This is a genomic window from Kitasatospora sp. NPDC018619, from assembly GCF_044391605.1.
In the GTDB taxonomy this organism is placed as follows: domain Bacteria; phylum Actinomycetota; class Actinomycetes; order Streptomycetales; family Streptomycetaceae; genus Kitasatospora.
In genome coordinates this window covers 169,227-193,224 of the sequence record NZ_JBISAI010000007.1, presented here as the reverse complement: position 1 = coordinate 193,224, position 23,998 = coordinate 169,227, and the positions used below count along the sequence as shown (strand labels likewise).

The 23,998-nt window shown below is 71.6% G+C and carries 19 protein-coding genes; 12 read left to right on the top strand and 7 right to left on the bottom strand.

Translation table 11 applies throughout. From position 1 onward, the window contains the following. Positions 1 to 24 precede the first annotated feature (24 nt). Positions 25 to 678 (bottom strand): MBL fold metallo-hydrolase, encoded by a 654-nt coding sequence (locus tag ACH5AR_RS13515; RefSeq protein WP_396301532.1) that lies wholly within the window; start codon positions 676 to 678, stop codon positions 25 to 27. Between the two features lie 234 nt (positions 679 to 912). Between ACH5AR_RS13515 and ACH5AR_RS13510 the strand changes: the two genes are divergently transcribed. Further along, positions 913 to 2,625, top strand: coding sequence for a DUF262 domain-containing protein (locus tag ACH5AR_RS13510; protein ID WP_396301531.1), 1,713 nt, complete (start codon positions 913 to 915; stop codon positions 2,623 to 2,625). Positions 2,626 to 2,707: 82 nt separating this feature from the next. Here ACH5AR_RS13510 and ACH5AR_RS13505 read toward each other — a convergent pair whose 3' ends face one another. Beyond that, complete coding sequence (locus ACH5AR_RS13505; RefSeq protein WP_396301530.1) at positions 2,708 to 3,451, bottom strand: maleylpyruvate isomerase family mycothiol-dependent enzyme; 744 nt, start codon at positions 3,449 to 3,451, stop codon at positions 2,708 to 2,710. A 267-nt stretch (positions 3,452 to 3,718) separates the two neighbouring features. Between ACH5AR_RS13505 and uvrA the strand changes: the two genes are divergently transcribed. From uvrA to ACH5AR_RS13450, 11 genes are all read left to right on the top strand, one after another. Then, complete coding sequence (uvrA, locus tag ACH5AR_RS13500; protein WP_396301529.1) at positions 3,719 to 6,694, top strand: excinuclease ABC subunit UvrA; 2,976 nt, start codon at positions 3,719 to 3,721, stop codon at positions 6,692 to 6,694. Positions 6,695 to 6,798: 104 nt separating this feature from the next. After that, positions 6,799 to 7,233 (top strand): Rieske (2Fe-2S) protein, encoded by a 435-nt coding sequence (locus ACH5AR_RS13495; RefSeq protein ID WP_396301528.1) that lies wholly within the window; start codon positions 6,799 to 6,801, stop codon positions 7,231 to 7,233. 84 nt (positions 7,234 to 7,317) lie between these two features. Next, positions 7,318 to 9,348: an excinuclease ABC subunit UvrC gene (gene uvrC / locus ACH5AR_RS13490; RefSeq protein WP_396301527.1), complete on the top strand. Its 2,031-nt coding sequence runs from the start codon at positions 7,318 to 7,320 to the stop codon at positions 9,346 to 9,348. A 118-nt stretch (positions 9,349 to 9,466) separates the two neighbouring features. Then, a complete protein-coding gene (gene rapZ, locus ACH5AR_RS13485; RefSeq protein ID WP_396301526.1) occupies positions 9,467 to 10,351 on the top strand; it encodes an RNase adapter RapZ in 885 nt (294 codons plus the stop codon). A gap of 63 nt (positions 10,352 to 10,414) precedes the next feature. Next, complete coding sequence (gene yvcK, locus ACH5AR_RS13480) at positions 10,415 to 11,512, top strand: uridine diphosphate-N-acetylglucosamine-binding protein YvcK (RefSeq protein ID WP_396301670.1); 1,098 nt, start codon at positions 10,415 to 10,417, stop codon at positions 11,510 to 11,512. Continuing rightward, positions 11,503 to 12,483 (top strand): DNA-binding protein WhiA, encoded by a 981-nt coding sequence (whiA, locus tag ACH5AR_RS13475; RefSeq protein WP_396301525.1) that lies wholly within the window; start codon positions 11,503 to 11,505, stop codon positions 12,481 to 12,483. Before yvcK ends, whiA begins: the two co-directional genes overlap by 10 nt. A 398-nt stretch (positions 12,484 to 12,881) precedes the next feature. Next, positions 12,882 to 13,889: a type I glyceraldehyde-3-phosphate dehydrogenase gene (gap, locus tag ACH5AR_RS13470; RefSeq protein WP_396301524.1), complete on the top strand. Its 1,008-nt coding sequence runs from the start codon at positions 12,882 to 12,884 to the stop codon at positions 13,887 to 13,889. A gap of 154 nt (positions 13,890 to 14,043) precedes the next feature. After that, entirely contained in the window at positions 14,044 to 15,255 is a 1,212-nt protein-coding gene (locus ACH5AR_RS13465) for a phosphoglycerate kinase (RefSeq protein WP_396301523.1), read from the top strand. A 6-nt stretch (positions 15,256 to 15,261) separates the two neighbouring features. Then, a complete protein-coding gene (gene tpiA, locus ACH5AR_RS13460) occupies positions 15,262 to 16,047 on the top strand; it encodes a triose-phosphate isomerase (RefSeq protein ID WP_396301522.1) in 786 nt (261 codons plus the stop codon). Between the two features lie 88 nt (positions 16,048 to 16,135). Continuing rightward, the gene (gene secG, locus ACH5AR_RS13455; RefSeq protein WP_396301521.1) at positions 16,136 to 16,375 is read left to right on the top strand and encodes a preprotein translocase subunit SecG; all 240 of its coding nucleotides are present in this window, start codon (positions 16,136 to 16,138) and stop codon (positions 16,373 to 16,375) included. 205 nt (positions 16,376 to 16,580) lie between these two features. Further along, a complete protein-coding gene (locus ACH5AR_RS13450) occupies positions 16,581 to 16,868 on the top strand; it encodes an RNA polymerase-binding protein RbpA (protein WP_223245297.1) in 288 nt (95 codons plus the stop codon). Between the two features lie 85 nt (positions 16,869 to 16,953). On the opposite strand, the gene pgl is transcribed toward ACH5AR_RS13450, so the two are convergent. From pgl to tkt, 5 genes are all read right to left on the bottom strand, one after another. Further along, positions 16,954 to 17,742, bottom strand: a complete 789-nt coding sequence (gene pgl / locus ACH5AR_RS13445) for a 6-phosphogluconolactonase (protein ID WP_396301520.1) — start codon at positions 17,740 to 17,742, stop codon at positions 16,954 to 16,956. Continuing rightward, on the bottom strand, positions 17,739 to 18,839 hold the full coding sequence (gene opcA / locus ACH5AR_RS13440) for a glucose-6-phosphate dehydrogenase assembly protein OpcA (RefSeq protein WP_396301519.1): 1,101 nt from the start codon (positions 18,837 to 18,839) through the stop codon (positions 17,739 to 17,741). The genes pgl and opcA overlap by 4 nt, the downstream gene beginning before the upstream one ends. Continuing rightward, entirely contained in the window at positions 18,836 to 20,392 is a 1,557-nt protein-coding gene (gene zwf / locus ACH5AR_RS13435) for a glucose-6-phosphate dehydrogenase (RefSeq protein WP_396301669.1), read from the bottom strand. The genes opcA and zwf overlap by 4 nt, the downstream gene beginning before the upstream one ends. Before the next feature lie 61 nt (positions 20,393 to 20,453). Beyond that, positions 20,454 to 21,596, bottom strand: a complete 1,143-nt coding sequence (gene tal / locus ACH5AR_RS13430) for a transaldolase (RefSeq protein WP_396301518.1) — start codon at positions 21,594 to 21,596, stop codon at positions 20,454 to 20,456. A 93-nt stretch (positions 21,597 to 21,689) separates the two neighbouring features. After that, positions 21,690 to 23,789, bottom strand: a complete 2,100-nt coding sequence (gene tkt / locus ACH5AR_RS13425) for a transketolase (protein ID WP_396301517.1) — start codon at positions 23,787 to 23,789, stop codon at positions 21,690 to 21,692. Positions 23,790 to 23,998 lie beyond the last annotated feature (209 nt).

Genomic DNA, 23,998 nt, shown 5'->3' with positions numbered 1-23,998 from the left:
GCCCCGGCCGTGCGGCGGGGCGGGCTACCAGCCGCGCTCGCGCCACTCGGCCAGGTGCGGACGCTCGGCCCCGAGGGTGGTGTCGTTGCCGTGGCCGGGGTAGACCCAGGCCTCGTCCGGCAGGACGTCGAAGATCTTCGCGGTGACGTCCCGGTAGAGGCTCTCGAAGGCCTGCGGGTCCCCCCAGGTGTTGCCCACGCCGCCGGGGAAGAGGCAGTCGCCGGTGAAGACGTGCGGGTGGCCCTGGGGGTCGTCGTAGACCAGCACGATCGCGCCCGGGGTGTGCCCGACCAGGTGCCGGACGGTCAGCTCCACCTCGCCGACCCGCAGCGCGTCGCCGTCCGCGAGCAGCAGCTCGGTGGGCACCTCGATGCCCTCGGCGTCGTGCTCCCCGGCCGCGGTGCGGGCGCCGGTGGTGGCGACCACCTCGGCCAGCGCGCCCCAGTGGTCGTGGTGGCGGTGGGTGGTGACCACCGTCGCGAGCTCGTCCCCGACGGTCTCCAGCAGCACCGGGGCGTCCGCGGCGGCGTCGATCAGCAGCTGCTCGTCGGTGGCCCGGCAGCGCAGCAGGTAGGCGTTGTTGTCGTACGGCCCGACAGCCACCTTGGTGATGATCAGATGGGCCAGCTCCCGTACGTCCGGCGCCCCGCCGACCTTGACCGCTCCGTGGTACGTCATCCGTTCGCTCCCTCTCCAGTGGCTCCTGGGATCATCCTCGCGCCGTCAGCCCATCGGGGGAAGCTGGGGCAGCGCGGTGCCGGGGGCGTGGCGCAGCCCGTCCCCGGTGGAGCGGTGTTGCCGTACTTCCAACCCATTTTGCTGATCACTATCAGATCTGCGGGCGATGCGGCAGGGGTTTGCCAAAACCTTGGCAGGCTGGGATCGTGATGGAGCTCATACAGGGGAGGGTCAATGAGTACACCGGGGCTTGATACACAGCCGAGTGCGGCTACGTATGATCTGGAAGATCTGATCGCCGAGGCGTGGTCGGGCAGGATCCGCGTCCCGCATTTCCAGCGCGATTACCGATGGACCTCCAAAGACGTCATCTGGCTCTTCGATAGCATCGTCCGCGGGTACCCCATCGGCAGCCTCCTCCTCTGGGTGCGCCACTCGCCTTCGGACCGCGTCCGACTGGGCGCGCTGACCATCGATGCTCCGGAGACGGACCAGGCATTGTGGGTGGTCGATGGGCAGCAGCGGGTCACGAGCCTCGCCAACGCACTGCACTCGGCCGGTAACCTCCAAGAGCCCTTCAACGTCTACTACGACTTGGAAAAGCGGGAATTCATCCCCACTCCCAAGGTCGCCGAAACGCACCACATCCCGCTGCCGACCTTGTTCGATCTGGAAGAGTTGCTGGGCTGGTTTGCCGGGGCAGGGAAAGGGGCTTCTGAATATTTCAACGAGGCCCGGAGCGTCGCAAAGCGGCTGCGCCAGTACAAAGTGCCCGCCTACCTCGTCAAACAGCACGATGAAGCCGTCCTGACCGATATTTTCGACCGGATGAACAACTTCGGCAAGCGGCTCAGCCGGGCGGAGATCTTCTCGGCCCTGTTCGCGGGCCCTGAGGAGGGATCCAGCAGCCGGCTGTCGATCAGCAAGATCGCCGACCGAGTGGCGGCCGGCACCGGGTTCGGCACCATCGACAACGACACGGTGCTGCATTCCATCCTCGCCAGGCGTGGTCCGGACATCACCCGTGAACCGCGGACGGAGTTCGACGACAGCCGTCGGCGTACCGATCCGGAGTTCCCCGGGGAGGACCAGGAGACGGCCTACGCGGAAGGGGAACGGGCGCTCATCCGGGCCATCACGTTCTTCCAGGAGGAAGTCGGCGTTCCGCACCTCTCGCTCCTTGCGTACCGGGCACCCCTGGTGGTTTTCGCTCGCTTCTTCGCGCACTTTCCCAACCCGAAGAAGCGCAATCGCGAGCTCCTCCGCCGCCTGTACTGGAGGGTCGTCGTCGCGGGGCCCGCGGTGTTCAAGGGGAGCTTTACCCAGATGGCCCGGTCGCTGGCCACGCGGATCCACCCGAGCGACGAGGACGGGTCCGTCGCGAGGCTCCTGGGATTGATGGAGACAGCCCAGGCCTCGATTCCGGATGCCAAACGGTTCCAGACGAACGAGGCCACCGGGAGGATCATCCTCTGCTCCTGGTGGGCACTGCGTCCGCGGTCGCCGATCACCGGTCTCGAGTACTCCGCCCAGGAGCTCAGTGACATCCTGGCAGAGCAGGTGACCGCGGCTGTCGCGGTGCGCAGGTTCTTCCCGAAGGTGCCGTCGCCGAGGCAGCAGCTGTGGGCGGCCAACCGGCTGATCCTGGCCGGTCAGGACGAACCCGTCAGCGAGGTCCCGGGCCTGCTCGGCACCAGGCCGCTGGACCTGGACGAAGCCACGTGGGACACGGTGCTGGAATCGCACTGCGTTTCCCGCGAGGCGAGCCAGAAGCTGTCCGCCGACGACCGCGACGGCTTCCTGACCGTTCGCCAGGAAGCCGTGGAGAACCAGCTTCGGAGGTTCATCTCGACCATGGCCGAGTGGAGCTTCGAGGAAGTCGCATCCGTGGGTTCAGCCCAGACGGAGGACGGCGCCTCCGAGCTGGAGCCCGACCAGGGCTGGTGAACGACCGCGCCGGTGGCTTCCGACGAAGCTCCGTCGGAGGCCACCGGCGCGTGACGCGCGCGATCCCGTCGGATGCGCGCCGTCAGCCCATCGGGGGAAGCTGGGGCAGCGCGGTGCCGGGGGCGTGGCGCAGCCCGTCCCCGGTGGAGCGGCCGGAGAGCCAGGCGGTGAGGGCGCGGACGGGGCCCTCGACGGTCAGGGCCGGGCCCGCCCCGGCCGCGGCCGGGGCGCCGATCACGGCGCGGTCCGCGGTGTCCTCGGAGACCAGCTCGACGGCGGGCAGGGAGGCCTCGCCGGCTAGGCCGGCGGCGATCGCGCGGAAGCGGGCGACGGCGAACTCCTGCGGCCAGTGCGCGGGGGTGTAGCCGGCGGCCAGGTCGACGTGGTGGAACTCCAGCTCGACGACGCGCTTGGCGGGGATGTCGAAGGCCGGGAAGGTGTAGCCGAAGCGGTGCCGGACCGTCGCCGCCCAGGACTCGGGGCCCAGCTGCGCGGCGGCCGCGACGAAGCGGGCGTGGGAGTCTCGCAGGTCGGCGAGCTGGACCTCCAGCGGGCGGGGCGCGTCGCGCTCGATGCCCTGCTCGCGGGCCTCGTCGCTGGCGTACTGGGGGATGTCGGTGCCGGTGCGGGCGCCCTCCAGCAGGTTGACCAGGGAGTCGGCGTTGCGGGCGAGGTGGGCCAGCACGTGGCCGCGGGTCCAGCCGGGCAGCGCGGAGGGCTCGGCGAGGGACTCGGGCGCCAGCTCGGCCACGGTGTGCAGCAGGTGCCGGGTGCTCTCCTCCACCTGCGCGAGGTGGCGGGCGGCGGTGGACTGCGGGTCGGTCATCGATTCTGCCTTCGGTGCGGGACGGTGCGTTGCCCCGGCGGGGCTTCGCTCGTTGACCAGTCGACGCTATCGCCGAATCCGGGCCCTGAGCAGGGGCTTTTTCGGTCCGGGTGCGGACCGTCCGGGAGCCGCCCTCACTCGTTCGGGTGGTCCCGGCTGGACAGAGTCGATATTCGAACGCCTGAGCTATAGGCTGGCTGCCGCATCCTGGAAGAAGTACGAAACTCACCGCAAGCCCTCTCGCCCCGGAGAAAGGCGCCAGAAGCAGTGGCCGACCGCCTCATCGTCCGCGGTGCTCGCGAGCACAACCTCAAGAACGTCTCGCTCGACCTGCCCCGCGACTCCCTCATCGTCTTCACGGGCCTCTCCGGCTCCGGCAAGTCCTCGCTCGCCTTCGACACGATCTTCGCCGAGGGCCAGCGCCGCTACGTCGAGTCGCTGTCCTCCTACGCCCGCCAGTTCCTCGGGCAGATGGACAAGCCCGACGTCGACTTCATCGAAGGCCTCTCCCCGGCCGTCTCGATCGACCAGAAGTCCACCAACCGCAACCCCCGTTCGACCGTCGGCACCATCACCGAGGTCTACGACTACCTGCGCCTGCTGTTCGCCCGGATCGGCAAGCCGCACTGCCCGCACTGCGGCCGCCCGATCGCCAAGCAGTCGCCGCAGGCGATCGTCGACAAGGTGCTGGAGCTCGCCGAGGGCACCCGCTTCCAGGTGCTCAGTCCGGTGGTGCGGGAGCGCAAGGGCGAGTTCGTCGACCTCTTCGCCGACCTCCAGTCCAAGGGCTACTCCCGCGCCCGCGTCGACGGCGAGACGGTCCAGCTCGCCGAGCCGCCGAAGCTCAAGAAGCAGGAGAAGCACACCGTCGAGGTGGTGATCGACCGCCTCACCGTCAAGGACAGCGCCAAGCGGCGGCTCACCGACTCGGTGGAGACGGCCCTGCGGCTGTCCGGCGGCATGGTCGTGCTCGACTTCGTCGACCTCCCGGAGGACGACCCGGAGCGCGAGCGGATGTACTCCGAGCACCTCTACTGCCCGTACGACGACGTGTCGTTCGAGGAGCTGGAGCCGCGCTCGTTCTCCTTCAACTCGCCGTTCGGCGCCTGCCCGGACTGCTCGGGCCTGGGCAACCGGATGGAGGTCGACCCGGAGCTGGTCGTCCCGGACGTCGAGCGCTCGCTGGACGAGGGCGCGATCCACCCGTGGTCGGCCGGCCACGCCAAGGAGTACTTCCAGCGCCTGATCGACGCGCTGGCCGGGGAGCTCGGCTTCCGCACCGACATCCCCTGGGCCGGGCTGCCCGCCCGGGCCAGGAAGGCGCTGCTGTACGGGCACAAGCACCAGGTGCAGGTCCGCTACCGCAACCGCTTCGGCCGGGAGCGCTCGTACAGCACCGGCTTCGAGGGCGCGATCCCGTTCATCCAGCGCCGGCACACCGAGGCGGAGAGCGACAGCAGCCGCGAGCGCTTCGAGGGCTACATGCGCGAGGTGCCCTGCCCGACGTGCCAGGGCACCCGGCTCAAGCCGGTGGTGCTCGCGGTCACCGTCGAGGGCCGGTCGATCGCCGAGGTCTCCTCGATGTCGATCAGCGACTGCTCCGAGTTCCTGGGCGCGATGAAGCTGAACGCCCGGGACAAGCAGATCGCCGAGCGGGTCCTCAAGGAGGTCAACGAGCGGCTGCGCTTCCTGGTCGACGTCGGCCTGGACTACCTCTCGCTCGACCGCGCGGCCGGCACCCTGTCCGGCGGCGAGGCCCAGCGCATCCGGCTGGCGACCCAGATCGGCTCCGGCCTGGTCGGCGTGCTGTACGTGCTGGACGAGCCGTCCATCGGGCTGCACCAGCGGGACAACCACCGGCTGATCGAGACGCTGGTGCGGCTGCGCGACATCGGCAACACCCTGATCGTCGTCGAGCACGACGAGGACACCATCAAGACGGCGGACTGGGTGGTCGACATCGGCCCGGGCGCCGGCGAGCACGGCGGCAAGGTGGTGCACTCCGGCTCGCTGAAGCAGCTGCTCACGAACAAGGAGTCGCTGACCGGCCAGTACCTCTCCGGCAAGCGCTCGATCCCGGTCCCGGCCACCCGCCGCGAGCGGGACAGGAAGCGCCAGCTGACCGTCCACGGCGCCCGCGAGCACAACCTCAAGGACGTCACGGTCGGCTTCCCGCTCGGCACCTTCACCGCGATCACCGGGGTGTCCGGCTCCGGCAAGTCGACGCTGGTCAACGACATCCTCTACACCCACCTCGCCCGGGAGCTGAACGGCGCCCGCAGCGTGCCCGGCCGGCACACCCGGATCACCGGCACCGACCAGGTGGACAAGGTGGTGCACGTCGACCAGTCGCCGATCGGCCGCACCCCGCGGTCCAACCCGGCCACCTACACCGGCGTGTTCGACCACGTCCGCCGGCTCTTCGCGGAGACGCAGGAGGCCAAGGTCCGCGGCTACCTGCCCGGCCGGTTCTCGTTCAACGTCAAGGGCGGCCGCTGCGAGAACTGCTCGGGCGACGGCACCATCAAGATCGAGATGAACTTCCTGCCGGACGTCTACGTGCCGTGCGAGGTCTGCCACGGTGCCCGGTACAACCGGGAGACGCTGGAGGTCCACTACAAGGGCAAGTCCATCGCCGAGGTGCTGGACATGCCGATCGAGGAGGCGCTGGCCTTCTTCGAGGCCGTCCCGGCGATCGCCCGGCACCTGCGCACGCTGAACGACGTCGGCCTCGGCTACGTCCGGCTCGGCCAGTCCGCGCCCACCCTGTCGGGCGGCGAGGCGCAGCGCGTCAAGCTCGCCTCGGAGCTCCAGAAGCGCTCCACCGGGCGGACGGTCTACGTGCTGGACGAGCCCACCACGGGCCTGCACTTCGAGGACATCAGCAAGCTGATCAAGGTGCTCAGCGGGCTGGTGGACAAGGGCAACACGGTGATCGTCATCGAGCACAACCTCGACGTGATCAAGACCGCCGACTGGGTCGTCGACATGGGCCCCGAGGGCGGCTCCGGCGGCGGCACGGTGGTCGCCGAGGGCACCCCGGAGCAGATCGCGGCCGTCCCGGAGAGCCACACCGGCAAGTTCCTGCGGGACATCCTGCCGGAGGGCTTCGCGGACGCCCCGCCCGCCGCCCCGGCGAAGAAGGCACCGCGCAAGCGCGCGGCCGCCGCGAAGAGCGCGGCCGCTCCGAAGGGCGCGACCGCCGCGAAGAGCGCGGCCGCCGCGAAGGTCGCGAAGAAGTAGCCCCGCCCCCGCCCCGCCGCTCCGGGCAGTCCCCGGAGCGGCGGGGCGGGCGCCGCATAGACTTCCGTGGTCCCCGCACCAGCCGTACCCGTAGGAGCAGCCCGATGTCCGAGGCACCCGAGACCAGCCCCACCGCCTCCCGCCGCACCCTGCTCTGCGGGGCCGCGGCCGTCCTGGCGGCCGGCGGCACCGTGGCGGTCGCCGGATGCGGCTCCTCCGCCGGGGACAAGGGCGCGCCCAAGGCCCCGGTCGGTCTCGGCCCCGCCTCGGCCGTGCCGGAGGGCGGCGGCAAGGTCTACCGCGAGCAGAAGATCGTGGTGACCCAGCCCGCCGCCGGCCAGTACAAGGCCTTCAACGCCCGCTGCACCCACGCCGGCTGCCTGGTCGACCAGGTGAAGAACGCCCAGATCCAGTGCCCCTGCCACGGCAGCCGGTTCTCCGCCGCCGACGGCTCCGTGCAGGACGGGCCGGCCTCCGCCCCGCTGCCCGCCTACACCGTCACGGTCGAGGGCGGCAACCTCAAGGTGACCCCGAGCTGACGCAGTTGACCGCCTCCCGACCGCCACGATCCCCCCTGACGATCTCCGCCCCCCGCCCCCTGCCGCACTCGGTACGGTGGACCCATGGCTGACCCGAGCACCTACCGACCGGCGCCCGGTGCGATCCCGACCGCACCCGGCGTCTACCGGTTCCGCGACGCCCACGGCCGGGTCATCTACGTCGGCAAGGCCAAGAGCCTGCGGCCGCGCCTGTCCTCCTACTTCCAGGACCTGGCCAACCTGCACCCGCGCACCGCGACCATGGTCACCACCGCCGCCTCGGTGGAGTGGACGGTGGTCGGTACCGAGGTCGAGGCGCTCCAGCTGGAGTACTCCTGGATCAAGGAGTTCGACCCGCGGTTCAACGTCAAGTACCGCGACGACAAGAGCTATCCCGAGCTCGCCGTCACCCTCGACGAGGAGTACCCGCGGGTCCAGGTGATGCGCGGGGCGCACAAGAAGGGCGTGCGCTACTTCGGCCCCTACGGGCACGCCTGGGCGATCCGCGAGACGGTCGACCTGCTGCTGCGCGTCTTCCCCGTCCGCACCTGCTCCAACGGCGTCTTCAAGCGCGCCCGCCAGGTCGGCCGGCCCTGCCTGCTCGGCTACATCGGCAAGTGCGCCGCCCCCTGCGTCGGCAAGGTCTCCGCCGACGAACACCGCGCGCTGGCCGAGGACTTCTGCGACTTCATGGCCGGGCGCACCGGCAACTACCTGCGCCGGCTGGAAGACCAGATGCGGGAGGCCGCCGCCGAGATGGAGTACGAGAAGGCGGCCCGGCTGCGGGACGACATCGGCGCCCTCAAGCGCGCCATGGAGAAGAACGCCATCGTGCTCGCCGACGCCACCGACGCCGACCTGCTGGCCGTCGCCGAGGACGAGCTCGAAGCCGCCGTGCAGATCTTCCACGTCCGCGGCGGCCGGGTGCGCGGCCAGCGCGGCTGGGTCACCGACAAGGTCGAGGACGTGGACACCGCCGGCCTGGTCGAGCACGCCCTCCAGCAGCTCTACGGCGGCGGCGAGTCCGTCCCGCGCGAGGTGCTCGTCCCCGCCCTGCCCGAGCCGGTGGAGCCGGTCCGCGAGTGGCTCGGCGGCCTGCGCGGCAGCCAGGTCGACCTGCGCATCCCCCAGCGCGGCGACAAGAAGGACCTGATGGCCACCGTGCGGCGCAACGCCCAGCACGCGCTGGCGCTGCACAAGACCAAGCGCGCCTCCGACCTCACCACCCGCAGCCGCGCCCTCCAGGAGATCGCCGACGCCCTGGAGCTGGACTCCGTCCCGCTGCGCATCGAGTGCTACGACATCTCCCACCTCCAGGGCGAGGACGTGGTCGCCTCCATGGTCGTCTTCGAGGACGGCCTGGCCCGCAAGAGCGAGTACCGGCGCTTCCAGATCAGGGGCTTCGAGGGCCAGGACGACGTCCGCTCGATGCACGAGGTGATCAGCCGGCGCTTCCGCCGCTACCTCCAGGAGCGCGAGCAGACCGGCGAGTGGGCCGTCCCCGAGGAGGACGAGCCGGCCGAGGGCCCGCGCACCGAGGACGGCCGCCCCAAGCGCTTCGCCTACCCGCCCCAGCTGCTGGTCGTCGACGGCGGCCAGCCGCAGGTCGCCGCCGCCAGGCGGGCCCTGGACGAGCTCGGCATCGACGACGTCGCGCTCTGCGGCCTGGCCAAGCGCCTGGAGGAGGTGTGGCTGCCCGGCGAGGACGACCCGGTGGTGCTGCCCCGCTCCAGCGAGGGCCTCTACCTGCTCCAGCGGGTCCGCGACGAGGCGCACCGCTTCGCGATCAGCTATCAGCGCAACAAGCGTTCCAAGCGACTCACCGCCGGGGAACTGGACTCCGTCCCGGGCCTCGGCGAGACTCGCCGCCGGGCGCTGCTCAAGCACTTCGGCTCGCTGAAGAAGCTCAGGGCCGCCACCGTGGACGAGCTCTGCGAGGTACCCGGCATCGGACGCCGCACCGCGCAGACTGTTGCGGAGGCGTTGTCGTCCCGTACACCCGCCGCACCCGCGGTCAACACCGCGACCGGCGAGATCATCGAGGACGGGGTCGACGAGACCACCGAGCCGGTGGCAGCAGCACCCCAGACCGCACCATCCCAGGAGACGCCATGACGGCCGACGCCGCCCGTCAGCCGGTGCGCCCCGGCCCCGCCCGCCTGCCCGGGCCGGGGGAGGGCGGCCGAGCCGTGCGCGTGCTCCCCAGCAGAAAGACCGAGAGCGGGGAACCGAAGTGACCGTGTCAGACGTGGCCGAGAACGCGCCGGAGCTGGTGATCATCTCCGGTATGTCCGGAGCCGGCCGCTCCACCGCCGCCAAGTGCCTGGAGGACCTCGGCTGGTTCGTGGTGGACAACCTGCCGCCGGCCCTGATCCCGACCATGGTCGACCTGGGCGCCCGTTCCCAGGGCAACGTCGCCCGGATCGGCGTCGTCGTGGACGTCCGCGGCCGGCAGTTCTTCGACGACCTGCTCACCTCGCTGGACGCGCTGGAGAAGCGCGGCGTCCGGCTGCGGGTCGTCTTCCTGGACTCCTCCGACGAGGCGCTGGTGCGCCGCTTCGAGAGCGTCCGCCGCCCGCACCCGCTGCAGGCCGACGGCCGGATCGTGGACGGCATCGCCCAGGAGCGCGACCTGCTGCGCGACCTGCGCGGCGAGGCCGACCTGGTGATCGACACCTCCAACCTCAACGTGCACCAGCTGCGCGCCAAGCTGGACGCCCAGTTCGCCGACCACGACGAGCCCGAGCTGCGCGCCACCGTGATGTCCTTCGGCTTCAAGTACGGCCTGCCCGTCGACGCCGACCTCGTGGTGGACTGCCGCTTCCTGCCCAACCCGCACTGGGTGCCCGAACTGCGGGCCCGCACCGGCACCGACGCGGACGTCGCCGACTACGTCTTCCAGCAGCCCGGAGCCAACGAGTTCCTGGACGGCTACGCCCAGCTGCTGCGCATCGTCACCGAGGGATACCGCCGCGAGGGGAAGCGCTACATGACGCTTGCCGTAGGCTGCACCGGTGGCAAGCACCGCAGCGTCGCCATGTCCGAGCGTCTGACCAAGCGTCTCATCGCCGACGGAGTAGAGACGGTGCTCGTCCACCGTGACATGGGACGGGAGTAACCGCCGCCTGCCTGCCGGGCCCGCCGGCGGAGCGGTTGGCGGGCCGAGGAACGCGAGGTGAGTGTGGCGGGATACGTGCCCGGGCGGCAGCCGCAGAGCAGGACCGGAGACCGGGCGGGAAGCCCGGCCCGGCCCACGGCGCCGAGCCGTCCGCGCAGCAGTCCCGTCCGGACCAATCCGGCTCCGAGGATCACCGCGCTCGGCGGCGGGCAGGGCCTGTCCGCCTCGCTCTCCGCGCTGCGCCGGCTCACCAGCGACCTCACCGCCGTGGTCACCGTCGCCGACGACGGCGGCTCCAGCGGCCGGCTGCGCGAGGAGCTCGGCGTGCTGCCCCCGGGGGACCTGCGCAAGGCGCTGGCCGCGCTGTGCGGGGACGACGACTGGGGCCGCACCTGGTCCGAGGTGATCCAGCAGCGCTTCACCGGCAACGGCGAGCTCGGCGGCCACGCCGTCGGCAACCTGCTGATCGTCGCGCTCTGGGAGAAGCTGGGCGACCCGGTCGCGGCACTGGACTGGGTCGGCCGGCTGCTCAACGTGCAGGGCCGGGTGCTGCCGATGTCGGCGGTGCCGCTGGACATCGAGGCGACCGTCCGCGGGCACGACCCGGCGCGCCCCGGCGAGGTCACCGCCGTCCGCGGCCAGGCCGACGTCGCGGCGACCCCCGGCACCGTGCAGTCGATCCGGCTGCTGCCGGACGAGCCGCCCGCCGTCCCGGAGGCGGTCACCGCCGTCCGGGAGGCGGACTGGGTGGTGCTCGGCCCCGGCTCCTGGTTCACCAGCGTGCTGCCGCACCTGCTGGTGCCCGAGCTGGCCGCCGCCCTCACCGAGACCCGCGCCCGCCGGCTGCTCACCCTGAACCTGGCCCCCCAGCCGGGGGAGACCGAGGGCTTCACCCCGCAGCGCCACCTGGAGGTCATCGCCGACCACGCTCCGGAGCTCGCGGTGGATGCGATCCTGGTGGACGAGCGTGCCGTCACCGGCGGGGCCTTCGGCCAGGCCGACCTGGACGGACTGGCCAAGGCCGCCGAACGCATGGGCGCCGCTCTGGTACTCGGCTCGGTGGCCCGCACCGACGGGACGCCGCGACACGACCCCGAGCTGTTGGCGGCAGCGTACGACCGGATTTTCCGGACACATGGAAGGATCGGGCCATGGCGATGACTCCAGCGGTGAAGGACGAGATCAGCCGGCTCCCGGTCACCCGGGCCTGCTGTCGCAAGGCGGAGGTGTCGGCGATCCTGCGGTTCGCGGGCGGGCTGCACATCGTGAGCGGCCGCATCGTGATCGAGGCGGAGCTCGACACCGGCGCGGCGGCGCGGCGGCTGCGCAAGGACCTGCTGGAGATCTTCGGACACTCCTCCGACCTCGTGGTGATGGCCCCCGGCGGGCTGCGCCGCGGCAGCCGCTTCGTCGTCCGGGTGGTCAAGGACGGTGAGCTGCTCGCGCGCCAGACCGGGCTCGTGGACGGCCGCGGCCGCCCGATCCGGGGCCTGCCCCCGGCGGTCGTCTCCGGGGCCACCTGCGACGCCGAGGCGGCCTGGCGCGGGGCCTTCCTGGCGCACGGCTCGCTGACCGAGCCGGGCCGCTCCTCCTCGCTGGAGATCACCTGCCCCGGCTCCGAGGCCGCGCTCGCCCTGGTCGGCGCCGCCCGCCGGCTCGGCATCCCGGCCAAGGCCCGCGAGGTGCGCGGGGTGGACCGGGTGGTGATCCGCGACGGCGACGCGATCGGCGCCCTGCTGACCCGGCTCGGCGCGCACGAGTCGGTGCTGGCCTGGGAGGAGCGCCGGATGCGCCGCGAGGTGCGCGCCACCGCCAACCGGCTCGCCAACTTCGACGACGCCAACCTGCGCCGCTCGGCCCGTGCCGCGGTGGCGGCCGGCGCCCGGGTGGCCCGCGCGCTGGAGATCCTCGGCGACGAGGTGCCCGAGCACCTGGCCGCGGCCGGCCAGCTGCGGATGCAGCACAAGCAGGCCTCGCTGGAGGAGCTGGGCGCGCTCGCCGACCCGCCGCTGACCAAGGACGCGGTGGCCGGCCGGATCCGCCGCCTGCTGGCGATGGCCGACAAGCGCGCCTCCGAGCTCGGCCTGCCGAGCACCGAGGCCAGCATCACCGACGAGATGGCACTGAGCTAGGGCGTGTCTGACAATTCTCGCCGGGTGCGCGGCGAATTGTCAGACACGCCCTAGTACTCACGCTCCGTGACGGCACGGCCGGCGCCCCGCTCCCGGGGGGCCGGCCGCCGGTGTTTCCGGAGTGTTGCCGGGCCGCCCGCGCGGCGCCCCGCCGGACCGCTCCGCGGGCCCGCCGGAACGGCCGAATTGGTAGAGACCACTGGTCCGGGACCAACTGCCCGGCGAAGCAAGGCCGGACGGCCTGAAATCGGGTTTCGGCCGCGCCACGCCCAGTCTCACAGGGCGGCGCGATGTGCCGTCCCAGCCCCCGGAGGGGTAGGGTCATAGGCGGTCGGGGACTTCCCAAATCTCACCCCCGCCGGGCCTCGGCCCGGCGTACCTAACGAGGAGATCGGTTCGTGACGATCCGGGTAGGCATCAACGGCTTCGGCCGCATCGGCCGCAACTTCTTCCGCGCGGTCAAGGCCCAGGGCGCGGACATCGAGGTCGTGGGCGTCAACGACCTCACCGACACGAAGACCCTGGCCCACCTGCTCAAGTACGACACCACCCTGGGGACCTTCCCGGGCGAGGTCTCGCACACCGAGGACAGCATCACCGTCGACGGCCACACCTTCAAGGTGACCGCCGAGCGTGACCCCGCGAACCTCCCGTGGGCCGCCCTGGGCGCCGACATCGTCGTCGAGTCCACCGGCATCTTCACCAAGGCCGAGGCCGCGAAGAAGCACCTCGCCGCCGGCGCGAAGAAGGTCATCATCTCGGCGCCCGCCACCGACGAGGACGTCACCGTCGTCCTGGGCGTCAACGACGACAAGTACGACGCCGCCAACCACCACGTCATCTCCAACGCCTCCTGCACCACCAACTGCGTGGCGCCGATGGCGAAGGTGCTGAACGAGAGCTTCGGCATCGTCAAGGGTCTGATGACCACCGTCCACGCGTTCACCAACGACCAGGTCACCCTGGACTTCCCGCACAAGGACCTGCGCCGTGCTCGTGCGGCGAGCCAGAACATCATCCCGACCTCGACGGGTGCCGCCAAGGCGACCGCCCTGGTCCTGCCGGAGCTGAAGGGCAAGCTGGACGGCACCTCGCTGCGCGTCCCGGTCCCGACCGGCTCCATCACCGACCTGGTCGTCACCCTGGAGCGCGAGGTCACCAAGGACGAGGTCAACGCCGCCTTCCAGAAGGCCGCGCAGGAGGGCCCGCTCAAGGGCATCCTGGCCTACACCGAGGACCCGATCGTCTCCTCGGACATCGTGAACGACCCGCACTCCTGCATCTTCGACTCGCAGCTGACCATGGTCCAGGGCAACCAGGTCAAGGTGCTGGGCTGGTACGACAACGAGTGGGGCTACTCGAACCGCGTCGTCGACCTGGTCACCCTCGTCGGCGGGCAGCTCTGACCTTGCGGGAGCTGACGTGATGTAGGGGCGAGGGCCCGGACGGCGTACGGTGCCGACCGGGCCCTCGTTCCGCGCTCAAGGACTTCTCAGGCGGCCCCTGCGCCGTGCCGCCTCACTGCGCATCAACCATCTCCCCAGGAGAAACCGAATCCCCGTGAAGACCATCGAAGAGCTCATCGAAGCCGGTGTCGAAGGCAAGCGCGTCTTCGTGCGCGCCGACCTGAACGTGCCGCTGGACGGCGCCACGATCACCGACGACGGCCGCATCCGCGCCGTCGCGCCGACCATCGCCAAGCTGGCCGCGGCCGGCGCGAAGGTGGTCGTCGCCTCGCACCTGGGCCGCCCCAAGGGCGCGCCGGACCCGAAGTTCTCGCTCGCCCCGGTGGCCGGGCGGCTCGGCGAGATCCTCGGCAAGGACGTCGCCTTCGCCACCGACACCGTCGGCGACAGCGCGGAGGCCACCGTGGCCGCCCTGGCGGACGGCGGGGTCGCGCTGCTGGAGAACCTGCGCTTCAACGCCGGCGAGACCAGCAAGGACGACGCCGAGCGCAAGGCCTTCGCCGAGCAGCTGGCCGCGCTGGCCGACCTGTACGTGGGCGACGGCTTCGGCGCCGTGCACCGCAAGCACGCCTCGGTCTTCGACCTGCCGGCGCTGCTGCCGCACGCCGCGGGCGACCTGATCGCCACCGAGGTCGGCGTGCTGAAGAAGCTCACCGAGGACGTGGCCCGCCCGTACGTGGTGGTGCTCGGCGGCGCCAAGGTCTCCGACAAGCTCGGCGTGATCGACAACCTGCTGGAGAAGGCCGACCGGATCCTGATCGGCGGCGGCATGGCGTACACCTTCCTCAAGGCCAAGGGCCACGAGGTCGGCATCTCGCTGCTCCAGGAGGACCAGATCCCGACCGTCCTGGAGTACCTGGCCCGGGCCGAGGCGCGCGGCGTCGAGTTCGTGCTGCCGGTGGACGTCCTGGTCTCCGCCGAGTTCCCGGACCTCAAGACCAAGGCCCCGGCGAACCCCTCGACCGTCGCCGCGGACGCCATCCCGGCCGACCAGGAGGGCCTGGACATCGGCCCCAAGACCCGCGAGCTGTACGCGGCCAAGCTGGCCGACGCCGGCACGGTGTTCTGGAACGGCCCGATGGGCGTCTTCGAGCACCCGGACTACGCGAACGGCACCAAGGCCGTCGCGCAGGCCCTGCTCGACAGCGACGCGTTCACCGTGGTCGGTGGCGGCGACTCCGCCGCGGCCGTCCGCATCCTGGGCTTCGACGAGACGAAGTTCGGGCACATCTCGACCGGCGGCGGCGCCAGCCTCGAGTACCTGGAGGGCAAGACCCTCCCCGGTCTCGCCGCTCTGGAGGACTGAAAGCACATGACCGACCGTCTCCCGCTGATGGCGGGCAACTGGAAGATGAACCTCAACCACCTTGAGGCCATCCAGCACACCCAGAAGCTGGCCTTCGCGCTGGCCGACAAGGACTACGAGGCCGTCGAGGTCGCCGTCCTGGTCCCGTTCACCGACCTGCGCTCGGTGCAGACGCTGGTCTTCGGCGACAAGCTGAAGATCAAGTACGGCTCGCAGGACATCTCGCAGCACGACGGCGGGGCCTACACCGGCGAGGTCTCCGGCCCGATGCTGGCCAAGCTCCAGTGCACCTACGCGGTGGTCGGGCACTCCGAGCGCCGCCAGTACCACGGCGAGAACGAGGAGATCGTCAACGCCAAGGTGAAGGCCGCCTACCGCGCCGGGGTCACCCCGATCCTGTGCGTCGGCGAGCCGCTGGAGGTCCGCAAGGCCGGCACCCACGTCGAGTACACCCTGGCCCAGCTGGACGGCGGTCTGGCCGGCGTGCCGGCCGAGCAGGCCGAGTCGGTCGTGGTCGCGTACGAGCCGGTCTGGGCGATCGGCACCGGCGAGGTGGCCACCCCGGAGGACGCGCAGGAGGTCTGCGCCGCCATCCGCGGGCGGATCGCCGAGCTGTACGACGCCGAGCTGGCCGGCAAGGTCCGGGTGCTGTACGGCGGCTCGGTGAAGTCGTCGAGCGTGGCCGGCCTGATGGCCAAGCCCGACATCGACGGCGGCCTGGTCGGCGGTGCCTCGCTGGACGCGGACGAGTTCGTCAAGATCGTGCGCTACCGTGAGCAGGCAGTAGGCTAACGCCGCCGCAGCAACGTAGGCTTTGGGGCCGGACCGCCGTTCGCGGGCCCGGCCCCTTCGCCGAAGATACGAGAGAGTTGGTCCCGTCGTGGTTCTCGGGTTCTCGATTGCCCTGATCGTCTTCAGTCTGCTGATGGTCCTGCTGGTGCTGCTGCACAAGGGGAAGGGCGGCGGCCTGTCCGACATGTTCGGCGGTGGCGCGATGTCCACCGGCGGCGGTTCGGCGGTGGCCGAGCGCAACCTCGACCGCATCACCATCGTGGTCGGCGTCGGCTGGTTCGCCTGCATCATCATCCTGGGCCTGCTGATGAAGACGTCGGTCGTCTGACGTACCCCTGACGCCCCGTCGCCCGAGCGCCTATCCTGGAACGGCCGGGAGCGGAGGCGATGGTGGCGGATGCTTAACTCCTGCTTACACTAGGACGACTTTCGCCACCGACGCGCACCGCGGCGGGTGGGCGCACCAGTACGCAGGGAGTCAGACCGTGGCAAGTGGCAATGCCATCCGTGGCAGCAGGGTCGGGGCGGGCCCGATGGGCGAAGCGGAGCGCGGCGAGTCCGCCCCGCGCAACCGGATCTCCTTCTGGTGCGCGAACAAGCACGAGACCCGTCCCAGCTTCGCCGCGGAGGCGGCGATCCCGGAGACCTGGGACTGCCCGCGCTGCGGCTTCCCCGCCGGCCAGGACCAGCACAACCCGCCGGCGCCCTCGCGCAACGAGCCGTACAAGACCCACCTCGCCTACGTCCGCGAGCGGCGCACCGACGCCGACGGCGAGGCGATCCTGGCCGAGGCGCTGGCGAAGCTGCGCGGCGAGATCTGAGCCGAGAGGTCCCCGCGCGTGCGCGACAGCGCGAAGGGCGCCCCCGTCGGGTGACGGGGGCGCCCTTCGGCGTCGCCGGGGCCGGCTACGCGGAGGCCGGCGGGTAGAGCTGCGGCGGGATCCGCTCCGCGGCGGCGCGGTCCAGCAGCCACAGGGTGCGGCTGCGGCCGTACGCGCCGGAGGCGGGCGCCTGGATCTCGCCGGGGCCGGACAGGGCCAGCGCGACCGCACCAGCCTTGTCCTCGCCGGCCGCCAGCAGCCAGACCTCGCGGGCGGCGCGGATCGCCGGCAGGGTGAGCGAGACCCTGGTCGGCGGGGGCTTGGGCGCCCCGCGCACGCCGACCACGGTCAGCTCGGCCTCCCGCACGCCCGGGTGCTCCGGGAAGAGCGAGGCCACGTGGGTGTCCGGGCCGACGCCGAGCAGCAGCACGTCGAAGGCCGGGACGCCGAGCCGGTCGCCCGGGCCGGCCGCCTTCGCCAGCGCCTCGGCGTAGCGGGCGGCGGCGGCCTCCACGTCCGAGCCGTCCGCCCCGTCCGAGGCGGGCATCTCGTGCACCCGCGCCGGGTCGAGCGGGACGGCGTCCAGCAGTTCGGCGCGGGCCTGGACGGCGTTGCGCTCCGGGTCGGCGGCGGGCAGGAAGCGCTCGTCGCCCCACCAGAGGTCCAGCCGGCCCCAGTCGACCGCGTCGCGCGCCGGGGAGGCGGCGATCGCGGCCAGCAGGGCGTTGCCGTTGCGGCCGCCGGTGAGCACCACCGAGGCGCTGCCGCGGGCGGCCTGGGCGTCCACGATCCGGGTGATCAGCCGGGCCGCGGCGGCCTGGGCCATCAGCTCCTTGTCCCGGTGGACGACCAGCTGCGGGGTCGCGTTGGTCATGCGCCGTCCTTGCCGGTGCGCTTGCCGGAGGCCTTCCGGGCGGGCTTGCGGTCCGCCGTCTCGGCGGTCACCCGGTCCGGGTTGGCCACGGCCGCCTCGGCGGCCTCCTCGACGGCCTCCTCCGCGACCTCGCGGGCGACCTTCTCGGCCGCCGCGGTCTCGGCGTTGGCCGGCTCGCGCAGCTGGTCGACGGGCGTGCGCACGGCCGTCGCGTAGATGTCGTCCGGGTCCAGGCGGCGGAGCTCCTCGGCGATCAGCTCCGAGGTCTCGCGGCGCTTGAGCGCCACCTGGCGGTCCGGCGAGCCGGGCATGCACAGGGTGCCCATCAGGCCGTCCGGGCGGTCCAGGGTGATGTCCCCGTCCGTGGTGCGCAGGCGCACCGCGGTGATGCCGGGGCCGGCCGTGACGACCCGCTCGACCGGCACGTTCAGCCGGTTGGTCAGCCAGAGGCCGAGCAGCTCGACGCTGGGGTTGTAGGACTCGCCCTCGACCACCGCGGAGACGATGGTGGACGGCCGCTGGTCCAGCGCGGCGGCCAGCATCGAGCGCCAGCCGGTGATCCGGGTCCAGGCGAGGTCGGTGTCGCCGGGGGCGTAGCTCTGGGCGCGCTGCGCGAGCTGGCCGACCGGGGACTCGGCGGTGACGGCGTCGGTGATCCGGCGCTGGGCCAGCGAGCCCAGCGGGTCCTGCGCCGGGTGCGCCGGGGCGTTGTCCGGCCACCAGACGACGGTCGGGGCGTCCGGCAGCAGCAGCGGCAGGACCACCGACTGGGCGTGCGCGGCGAGTTCGCCGTGCATCCGCAGGACGACCGTTTCGCCGGAGCCGGCGTCCGAGCCGACCAGGATCTCGGCGTCCAGCCGGGTCTCGGCGCGGGCCCGGGGCGAGCGCCCGGCGCGCTTGATCACCGCGAGGGTGCGCATCGGGTGCTCGCGGGAGGCGTCGTTGGCGGCCTTGAGGGCGTCGTAGGCGCTGCCCTCGTCGGTCACGATCACCAGGGTGAGCACCATGCCGGCGGCGCCGGAACCGCGGGCCCGGCGCGCCTCCATCAGCGCGGCGTTGATCTTGCTGGACGTCGTGTTGGTGAGGTCGATCTTCATGGCCGGCGCCAGCTCCTGCCGTCTCGTGCGAGCATCTCGTCCGCCTCGACGGGGCCCCAGGTCCCCGCCGCGTACTGGGCGGGCTTGCCGTGGGTGTCCCAGTACTTCTCGATCGGGTCGAGGATCTGCCAGGAGAGCTCGACCTCCTGGTGGCGCGGGAACAGGTTGGCGTCGCCGAGCAGCACGTCGAGGATGAGCCGCTCGTAGGCCTCCGGGCTGGACTCGGTGAAGGACTCGCCGTAGGCGAAGTCCATCGTGACGTCCCGCACCTCGAAGGAGGTGCCCGGCACCTTGGAGCCGAACCGCACCGTCACGCCCTCGTCCGGCTGGACCCGGATGACCAGGGCGTTCTGCCCCAGCTCCTCGGTCGCGTAGGAGTCGAAGGGCAGGTACGGGGCGCGCTGGAAGACGACGGCGATCTCGGTGACCCGCCGGCCCAGGCGCTTGCCGGTGCGCAGGTAGAACGGGACGCCCGCCCAGCGGCGGTTGTTGATCTCCAGCTTGATGGCCGCGTAGGTGTCGGTCTTGGAGTCCGGGTCGATCCCGTCCTCGTCCAGGTAGCCGACGACCTCCTCGCCGCCCTGCCAGCCGGTCGCGTACTGGCCGCGCACGGTGTGCCGGCCGAGGTCGGTCGGGAGCTTGACGGCGCTGAGCACCTTGAGCTTCTCGGCCACCAGCGCCTTCGGGTGGAAGGAGGCGGGCTCCTCGATGGCGGTGAGCGCCATCAGCTGGAGCAGGTGGTTCTGGATCACGTCACGGGCGGAGCCGATGCCGTCGTAGTAGCCGGCCCGGCCGCCGATGCCGATGTCCTCGGCCATGGTGATCTGCACGTGGTCGACGTACGACCGGTTCCAGATCGGCTCGAACATCTGGTTCGCGAAGCGCAGCGCCAGGATGTTCTGGACCGTCTCCTTGCCCAGGTAGTGGTCGATCCGGAAGACCTCGTCCCGGGGGAAGACCTCGTGGACGACCTTGTTGAGCTCCTGCGCGCTCTCCAGGTCGTGGCCGAAGGGCTTCTCGATGACCGCGCGGCGCCAGGAGCCCTGCGGCGGGTCGGCCAGGCCGTGCTTCTTGAGCTGCTGGACGACGGTGGGGAAGAACTTCGGCGGGACGGACAGGTAGAAGGCGAAGTTCCCGCCGGTGCCCTGGGCCTGGTCCAGCTCCTGGATGGTCTCGCGCAGCTTGTCGAAGGCGTCGTCGTCGTCGAAGGTGCCGTGGACGAACCGCATGCCCTTGGCGAGCTGCTGCCAGACCTCCTCCCGGAACGGGGTGCGGGCGTGTTCCTTGACCGCGTCGTGGACCTCCTGGGCGAAGTCCTCGTTGTCCCACTCGCGGCGGGCGAAGCCGATGAGGGAGAAGCCCGGCGGCAGCAGACCGCGGTTGGCCAGGTCGTAGATGGCCGGCATCAGCTTCTTGCGGGACAGGTCGCCGGTGACCCCGAAGATGACCAGGCCGGACGGCCCCGCGATGCGCGGGAGCCGTCGGTCGGAGGGGTCGCGAAGCGGGTTGACGGGGGCGGGCGGGAGGTCGGCCCCGTCCGATTCCGATGTCAACTCGGGGAAATCAGTGCTCACGTGATGGGCTCCGCTTTCGTGTGCTGGCTGTGAGCAGGGGTCACTTCTCGTCGGCGAAGGAGGCGAGCGAGGCGGTGACGGTGTCGAGCAGTTCCTTCCAGGACTGCTCGAACTTCTCGACGCCCTCGTCCTCCAGGACCTGGACGACGTCGTCGTAGTCCACGCCGGCGGCGGCGATCGCGTCCAGCACGGCCTTCGCGTCGGCGTAGTTGGGGACGATGGTGTTGCCGGTCACCACGCCGTGGTCGCCGGTGGCGTCCAGGGTGGCCTCGGGCATCGTGTTGACGGTGCCGGGGGCGACCAGCTCGGTGACGTACAGGGTGTCCGGCAGGGCCGGGTCCTTCACCCCGGTGGAGGCCCACAGCGGGCGCTGCGGCTTGGCGCCGGCGGCCTCCAGGGCCGTCCAGCGGGCGCTGCCGGCGGTCTTGCCGTCGACGCTGCCGAAGACCTCCTCGTACGCCTGGTAGGCGAGGCGGGCGTTGGCCAGCGCGGCCTTGGAGCGCAGGTTCCGGGCGTCGCCGCCGATCTTGTCCAGGCGCTTGTCGATCTCGGTGTCCACGCGGGAGACGAAGAAGGAGGCGACCGACTCGATCTGGGAGAGGTCCAGGCCCTTCGCCTTGGCGGCCTCCAGGCCGGTCAGGTAGGCGTCGATGACGGCCTTGTAGCGCTCCAGCGAGAAGATCAGCGTGACGTTGACGCTGATGCCCTTGCCGATGACCTCGCTGATCGCGGGCAGGCCGGCCCTGGTGGCGGGGATCTTGATGAAGACGTTCGGGCGGTCGACCAGCCACCACAGCTGCTTGGCCTCGGCCACGGTGGCGGCGGTCCCGTGCGCCAGGCGCGGGTCGACCTCGATGGAGACCCGGCCGTCGCGGCCGTTGGAGGCGTCGTAGACCGGGCGCAGCACGTCGGCGGCGTCGCGCACGTCGGAGGTGGTGATCATGCGGATCGCCTCCTCGGTGGTGACCTTGCGGACGGCGAGGTCGCGCAGCTGGCCGTCGTAGGAGTGGTCCCCGGAGCCGGCGATCGCCTTCTGGAAGATGGTCGGGTTGGTGGTCACGCCCACCACGTGCTTGTTCTGCACCAGTTCGGCCAGGTTGCCGGAGTTCAGCCGCTTGCGGCTGAGGTCGTCCAGCCAGATCGCAACGCCTTCGTCGCTGAGGCGCTTCAGTGCGTCAGTCATGGTGCTTCAGTCCCTTTGTTCTTCGTGAATGCGTGGGGTGGTGGGAGGGGGCCGCGCGCCCGCGTGCGGGCGGGCGCGCGGCCCGGGGCCGCACTAGCGGCTGACGGCCTCGAGGGAGCGCAGGGCGTTGTGGGCCTCGGCCACCACGCGCTCGGCGGTGATGCCGAACTCCTCGAACAGCACCTTGTAGTCGGCGGAGGCGCCGAAGTGCTCCAGCGAGACGATCCGGCCGTGGTCGCCGACCAGCTCGCGCCAGCCCTGGGCGATGCCGGCCTCGACCGAGACGCGGGCCTTGACGGACGGCGGCAGCACGCTGTCGCGGTAGGCCTGGTCCTGCTCCTGGAACCACTCGAAGGACGGCATCGAGACCACCCGGGTGGCGATGCCCTCGGCCTCCAGCACCTCGCGGGCCTTGACGGCCAGCTGCACCTCGGAGCCGGTGCCCAGCAGGATCACCTGCGGGTTGCCGGTGGAGGCCTCGGCCAGGACGTAGCCGCCCTTCGCGGTGCCCTCGGCGGAGCCGAAGACCTCGCGGTCGAAGGTCGGGACGCCCTGGCGGGTCAGGGCCAGGCCGACCGGGCCGGGGTGGCTGGTGTGGCGCTCGACGATGGTGCGCCAGGCCACGGCGGTCTCGTTGGCGTCGGCCGGGCGGACGACGGCCAGGCCCGGGATGGCGCGCAGCGAGGCCAGGTGCTCGACCGGCTGGTGGGTCGGGCCGTCCTCGCCGAGGCCGATCGAGTCGTGCGTCCAGACGTAGGTGACCGGCAGCTTCATCAGCGCGGCCAGGCGGACGGCCGGGCGCATGTAGTCGGCGAAGACGAGGAAGGTGCCGCCGTAGACGCGGGTGTTCCCGTGCAGGGCGATGCCGTTCATGGTCGAGCCCATGGCGTGCTCGCGGATGCCGAAGTGGATCGTCCGGCCGTACGGGCTGGCCGACTTCAGCGGGTTGCCCTCGGGCAGGAAGGAGCTGTCCTCGTCGATGGTGGTGAGGTTGGACTCGGCGAGGTCGGCCGAGCCGCCCCACAGCTCCGGGATCACCGCGCCGAGCGCCTTGAGGGTGTCGCCGGAGGCCTTGCGGGTGGCGACGTCCTTGCCGGCCGGGAAGGAGGGGACGGCCTTCTTCCAGCCCTCGGGCAGCTCGCCGGCCTCGATGCGGTCGAACTCGGCGGCGCGCTGCGGATCGGCGGCGCGCCAGGCGTCGAAGGACCGCTGCCACTGGTCGCGGGCGGCCTTGCCGCGCTGGATGACCTGGCGGGCGTGCTCGATGACCTGGTCGCTCACCTCGAAGGTCTTCTCCGGGTCGAAGCCCAGGACCTTCTTGGTGGCGGCGATCTCGGCGGCGCCGAGCGCGGAGCCGTGCGCCTTGGCGGTGTTCTGGGCGTCCGGGGCCGGCCAGGCGATGATCGTGCGCATCGCGATGAACGACGGGCGGGAGGTCTCGGCCCTGGCCGCGTCCAGCGCCTCGGCGAGGGCGGCCACGTCGATGTCGCCGTTGGACTTCGGGGCCACCCGCTGGACGTGCCAGCCGTACGCCTCGTAGCGCTTGAGGACGTCCTCGGAGAAGGCCGTCTCGGTGTCGCCCTCGATCGAGATGTGGTTGTCGTCGTAGACGGCGACCAGGTTGCCCAGCTTCTGGTGGCCGGCCAGCGACGAGGCCTCGGCGGAGACGCCCTCCTCCAGGTCGCCGTCGGAGACGATGGCCCAGACGGTGTGGTCGAAGGGGGACTCGCCCGCCGGGGCGTCCGGGTCGAACAGGCCGCGCTCGTAGCGGGCGGCCATCGCCATGCCGACCGCGTTGGCGATGCCCTGGCCGAGCGGGCCGGTGGTGGTCTCCACGCCGGCGGTGTGGCCGTGCTCGGGGTGGCCGGGGGTGCGGCTGCCCGCGACGCGGAAGGCCTTGAGGTCGTCCAGCTCCAGGCCGTAGCCGGAGAGGTAGAGCTGGGTGTAGAGGGTCAGGCTGGTGTGCCCGGGGGAGAGGACGAAGCGGTCGCGCCCGACCCACGACGGGTCGGTCGGGTCGTGGCGCAGGAACCGCTGGAAGATCAGGTACGCGGCCGGGGCCAGGGACATCGCCGTCCCGGGGTGTCCGTTACCGACCTTCTGGACGGCGTCCATGGCCAGGACGCGCGCGGTGTCAACCGTGCGCTCGTCCAGATCGGTCCACTCGAATGCGTTCGTCGGCGCAGTGCTCACCCTGTCTCAGGGCTCCTTCCATTGTGAAGAGTGACCCCGTGAATGGGGACCGGGTCGGCCACGGCGCTGTGGTCCCGACGCTGGGTGGTGCCGGTCACGGAGGGTAGATCCCGCTTCTCGAGCGAGCCTACCGTCCGGGCCGCCACTCACCCTCCGTGCTGGGACAACCGGCAATTCCGCATGCAGATTCCCTTGGGCGGGGTGCGGAT

Bases quoted from the DNA above. Each gene is read 5' to 3' on its own strand.
- ACH5AR_RS13515 (WP_396301532.1), bottom strand. From the start codon at position 678: ATGACGTACCACGGAGCGGTCAAGGTCGGCGGGGCGCCGGACGTACGG.
- ACH5AR_RS13510 (WP_396301531.1), top strand. From the start codon at position 913: ATGAGTACACCGGGGCTTGATACACAGCCGAGTGCGGCTACGTATGAT.
- ACH5AR_RS13505 (WP_396301530.1), bottom strand. From the start codon at position 3,451: ATGACCGACCCGCAGTCCACCGCCGCCCGCCACCTCGCGCAGGTGGAG.
- ACH5AR_RS13495 (WP_396301528.1), top strand. From the start codon at position 6,799: ATGTCCGAGGCACCCGAGACCAGCCCCACCGCCTCCCGCCGCACCCTG.
- uvrC (WP_396301527.1), top strand. From the start codon at position 7,318: ATGGCTGACCCGAGCACCTACCGACCGGCGCCCGGTGCGATCCCGACC.
- whiA (WP_396301525.1), top strand. From the start codon at position 11,503: ATGGCGATGACTCCAGCGGTGAAGGACGAGATCAGCCGGCTCCCGGTC.
- tpiA (WP_396301522.1), top strand. From the start codon at position 15,262: ATGACCGACCGTCTCCCGCTGATGGCGGGCAACTGGAAGATGAACCTC.
- ACH5AR_RS13450 (WP_223245297.1), top strand. From the start codon at position 16,581: ATGGGCGAAGCGGAGCGCGGCGAGTCCGCCCCGCGCAACCGGATCTCC.
- pgl (WP_396301520.1), bottom strand. From the start codon at position 17,742: ATGACCAACGCGACCCCGCAGCTGGTCGTCCACCGGGACAAGGAGCTG.
- opcA (WP_396301519.1), bottom strand. From the start codon at position 18,839: ATGAAGATCGACCTCACCAACACGACGTCCAGCAAGATCAACGCCGCG.
- tal (WP_396301518.1), bottom strand. From the start codon at position 21,596: ATGACTGACGCACTGAAGCGCCTCAGCGACGAAGGCGTTGCGATCTGG.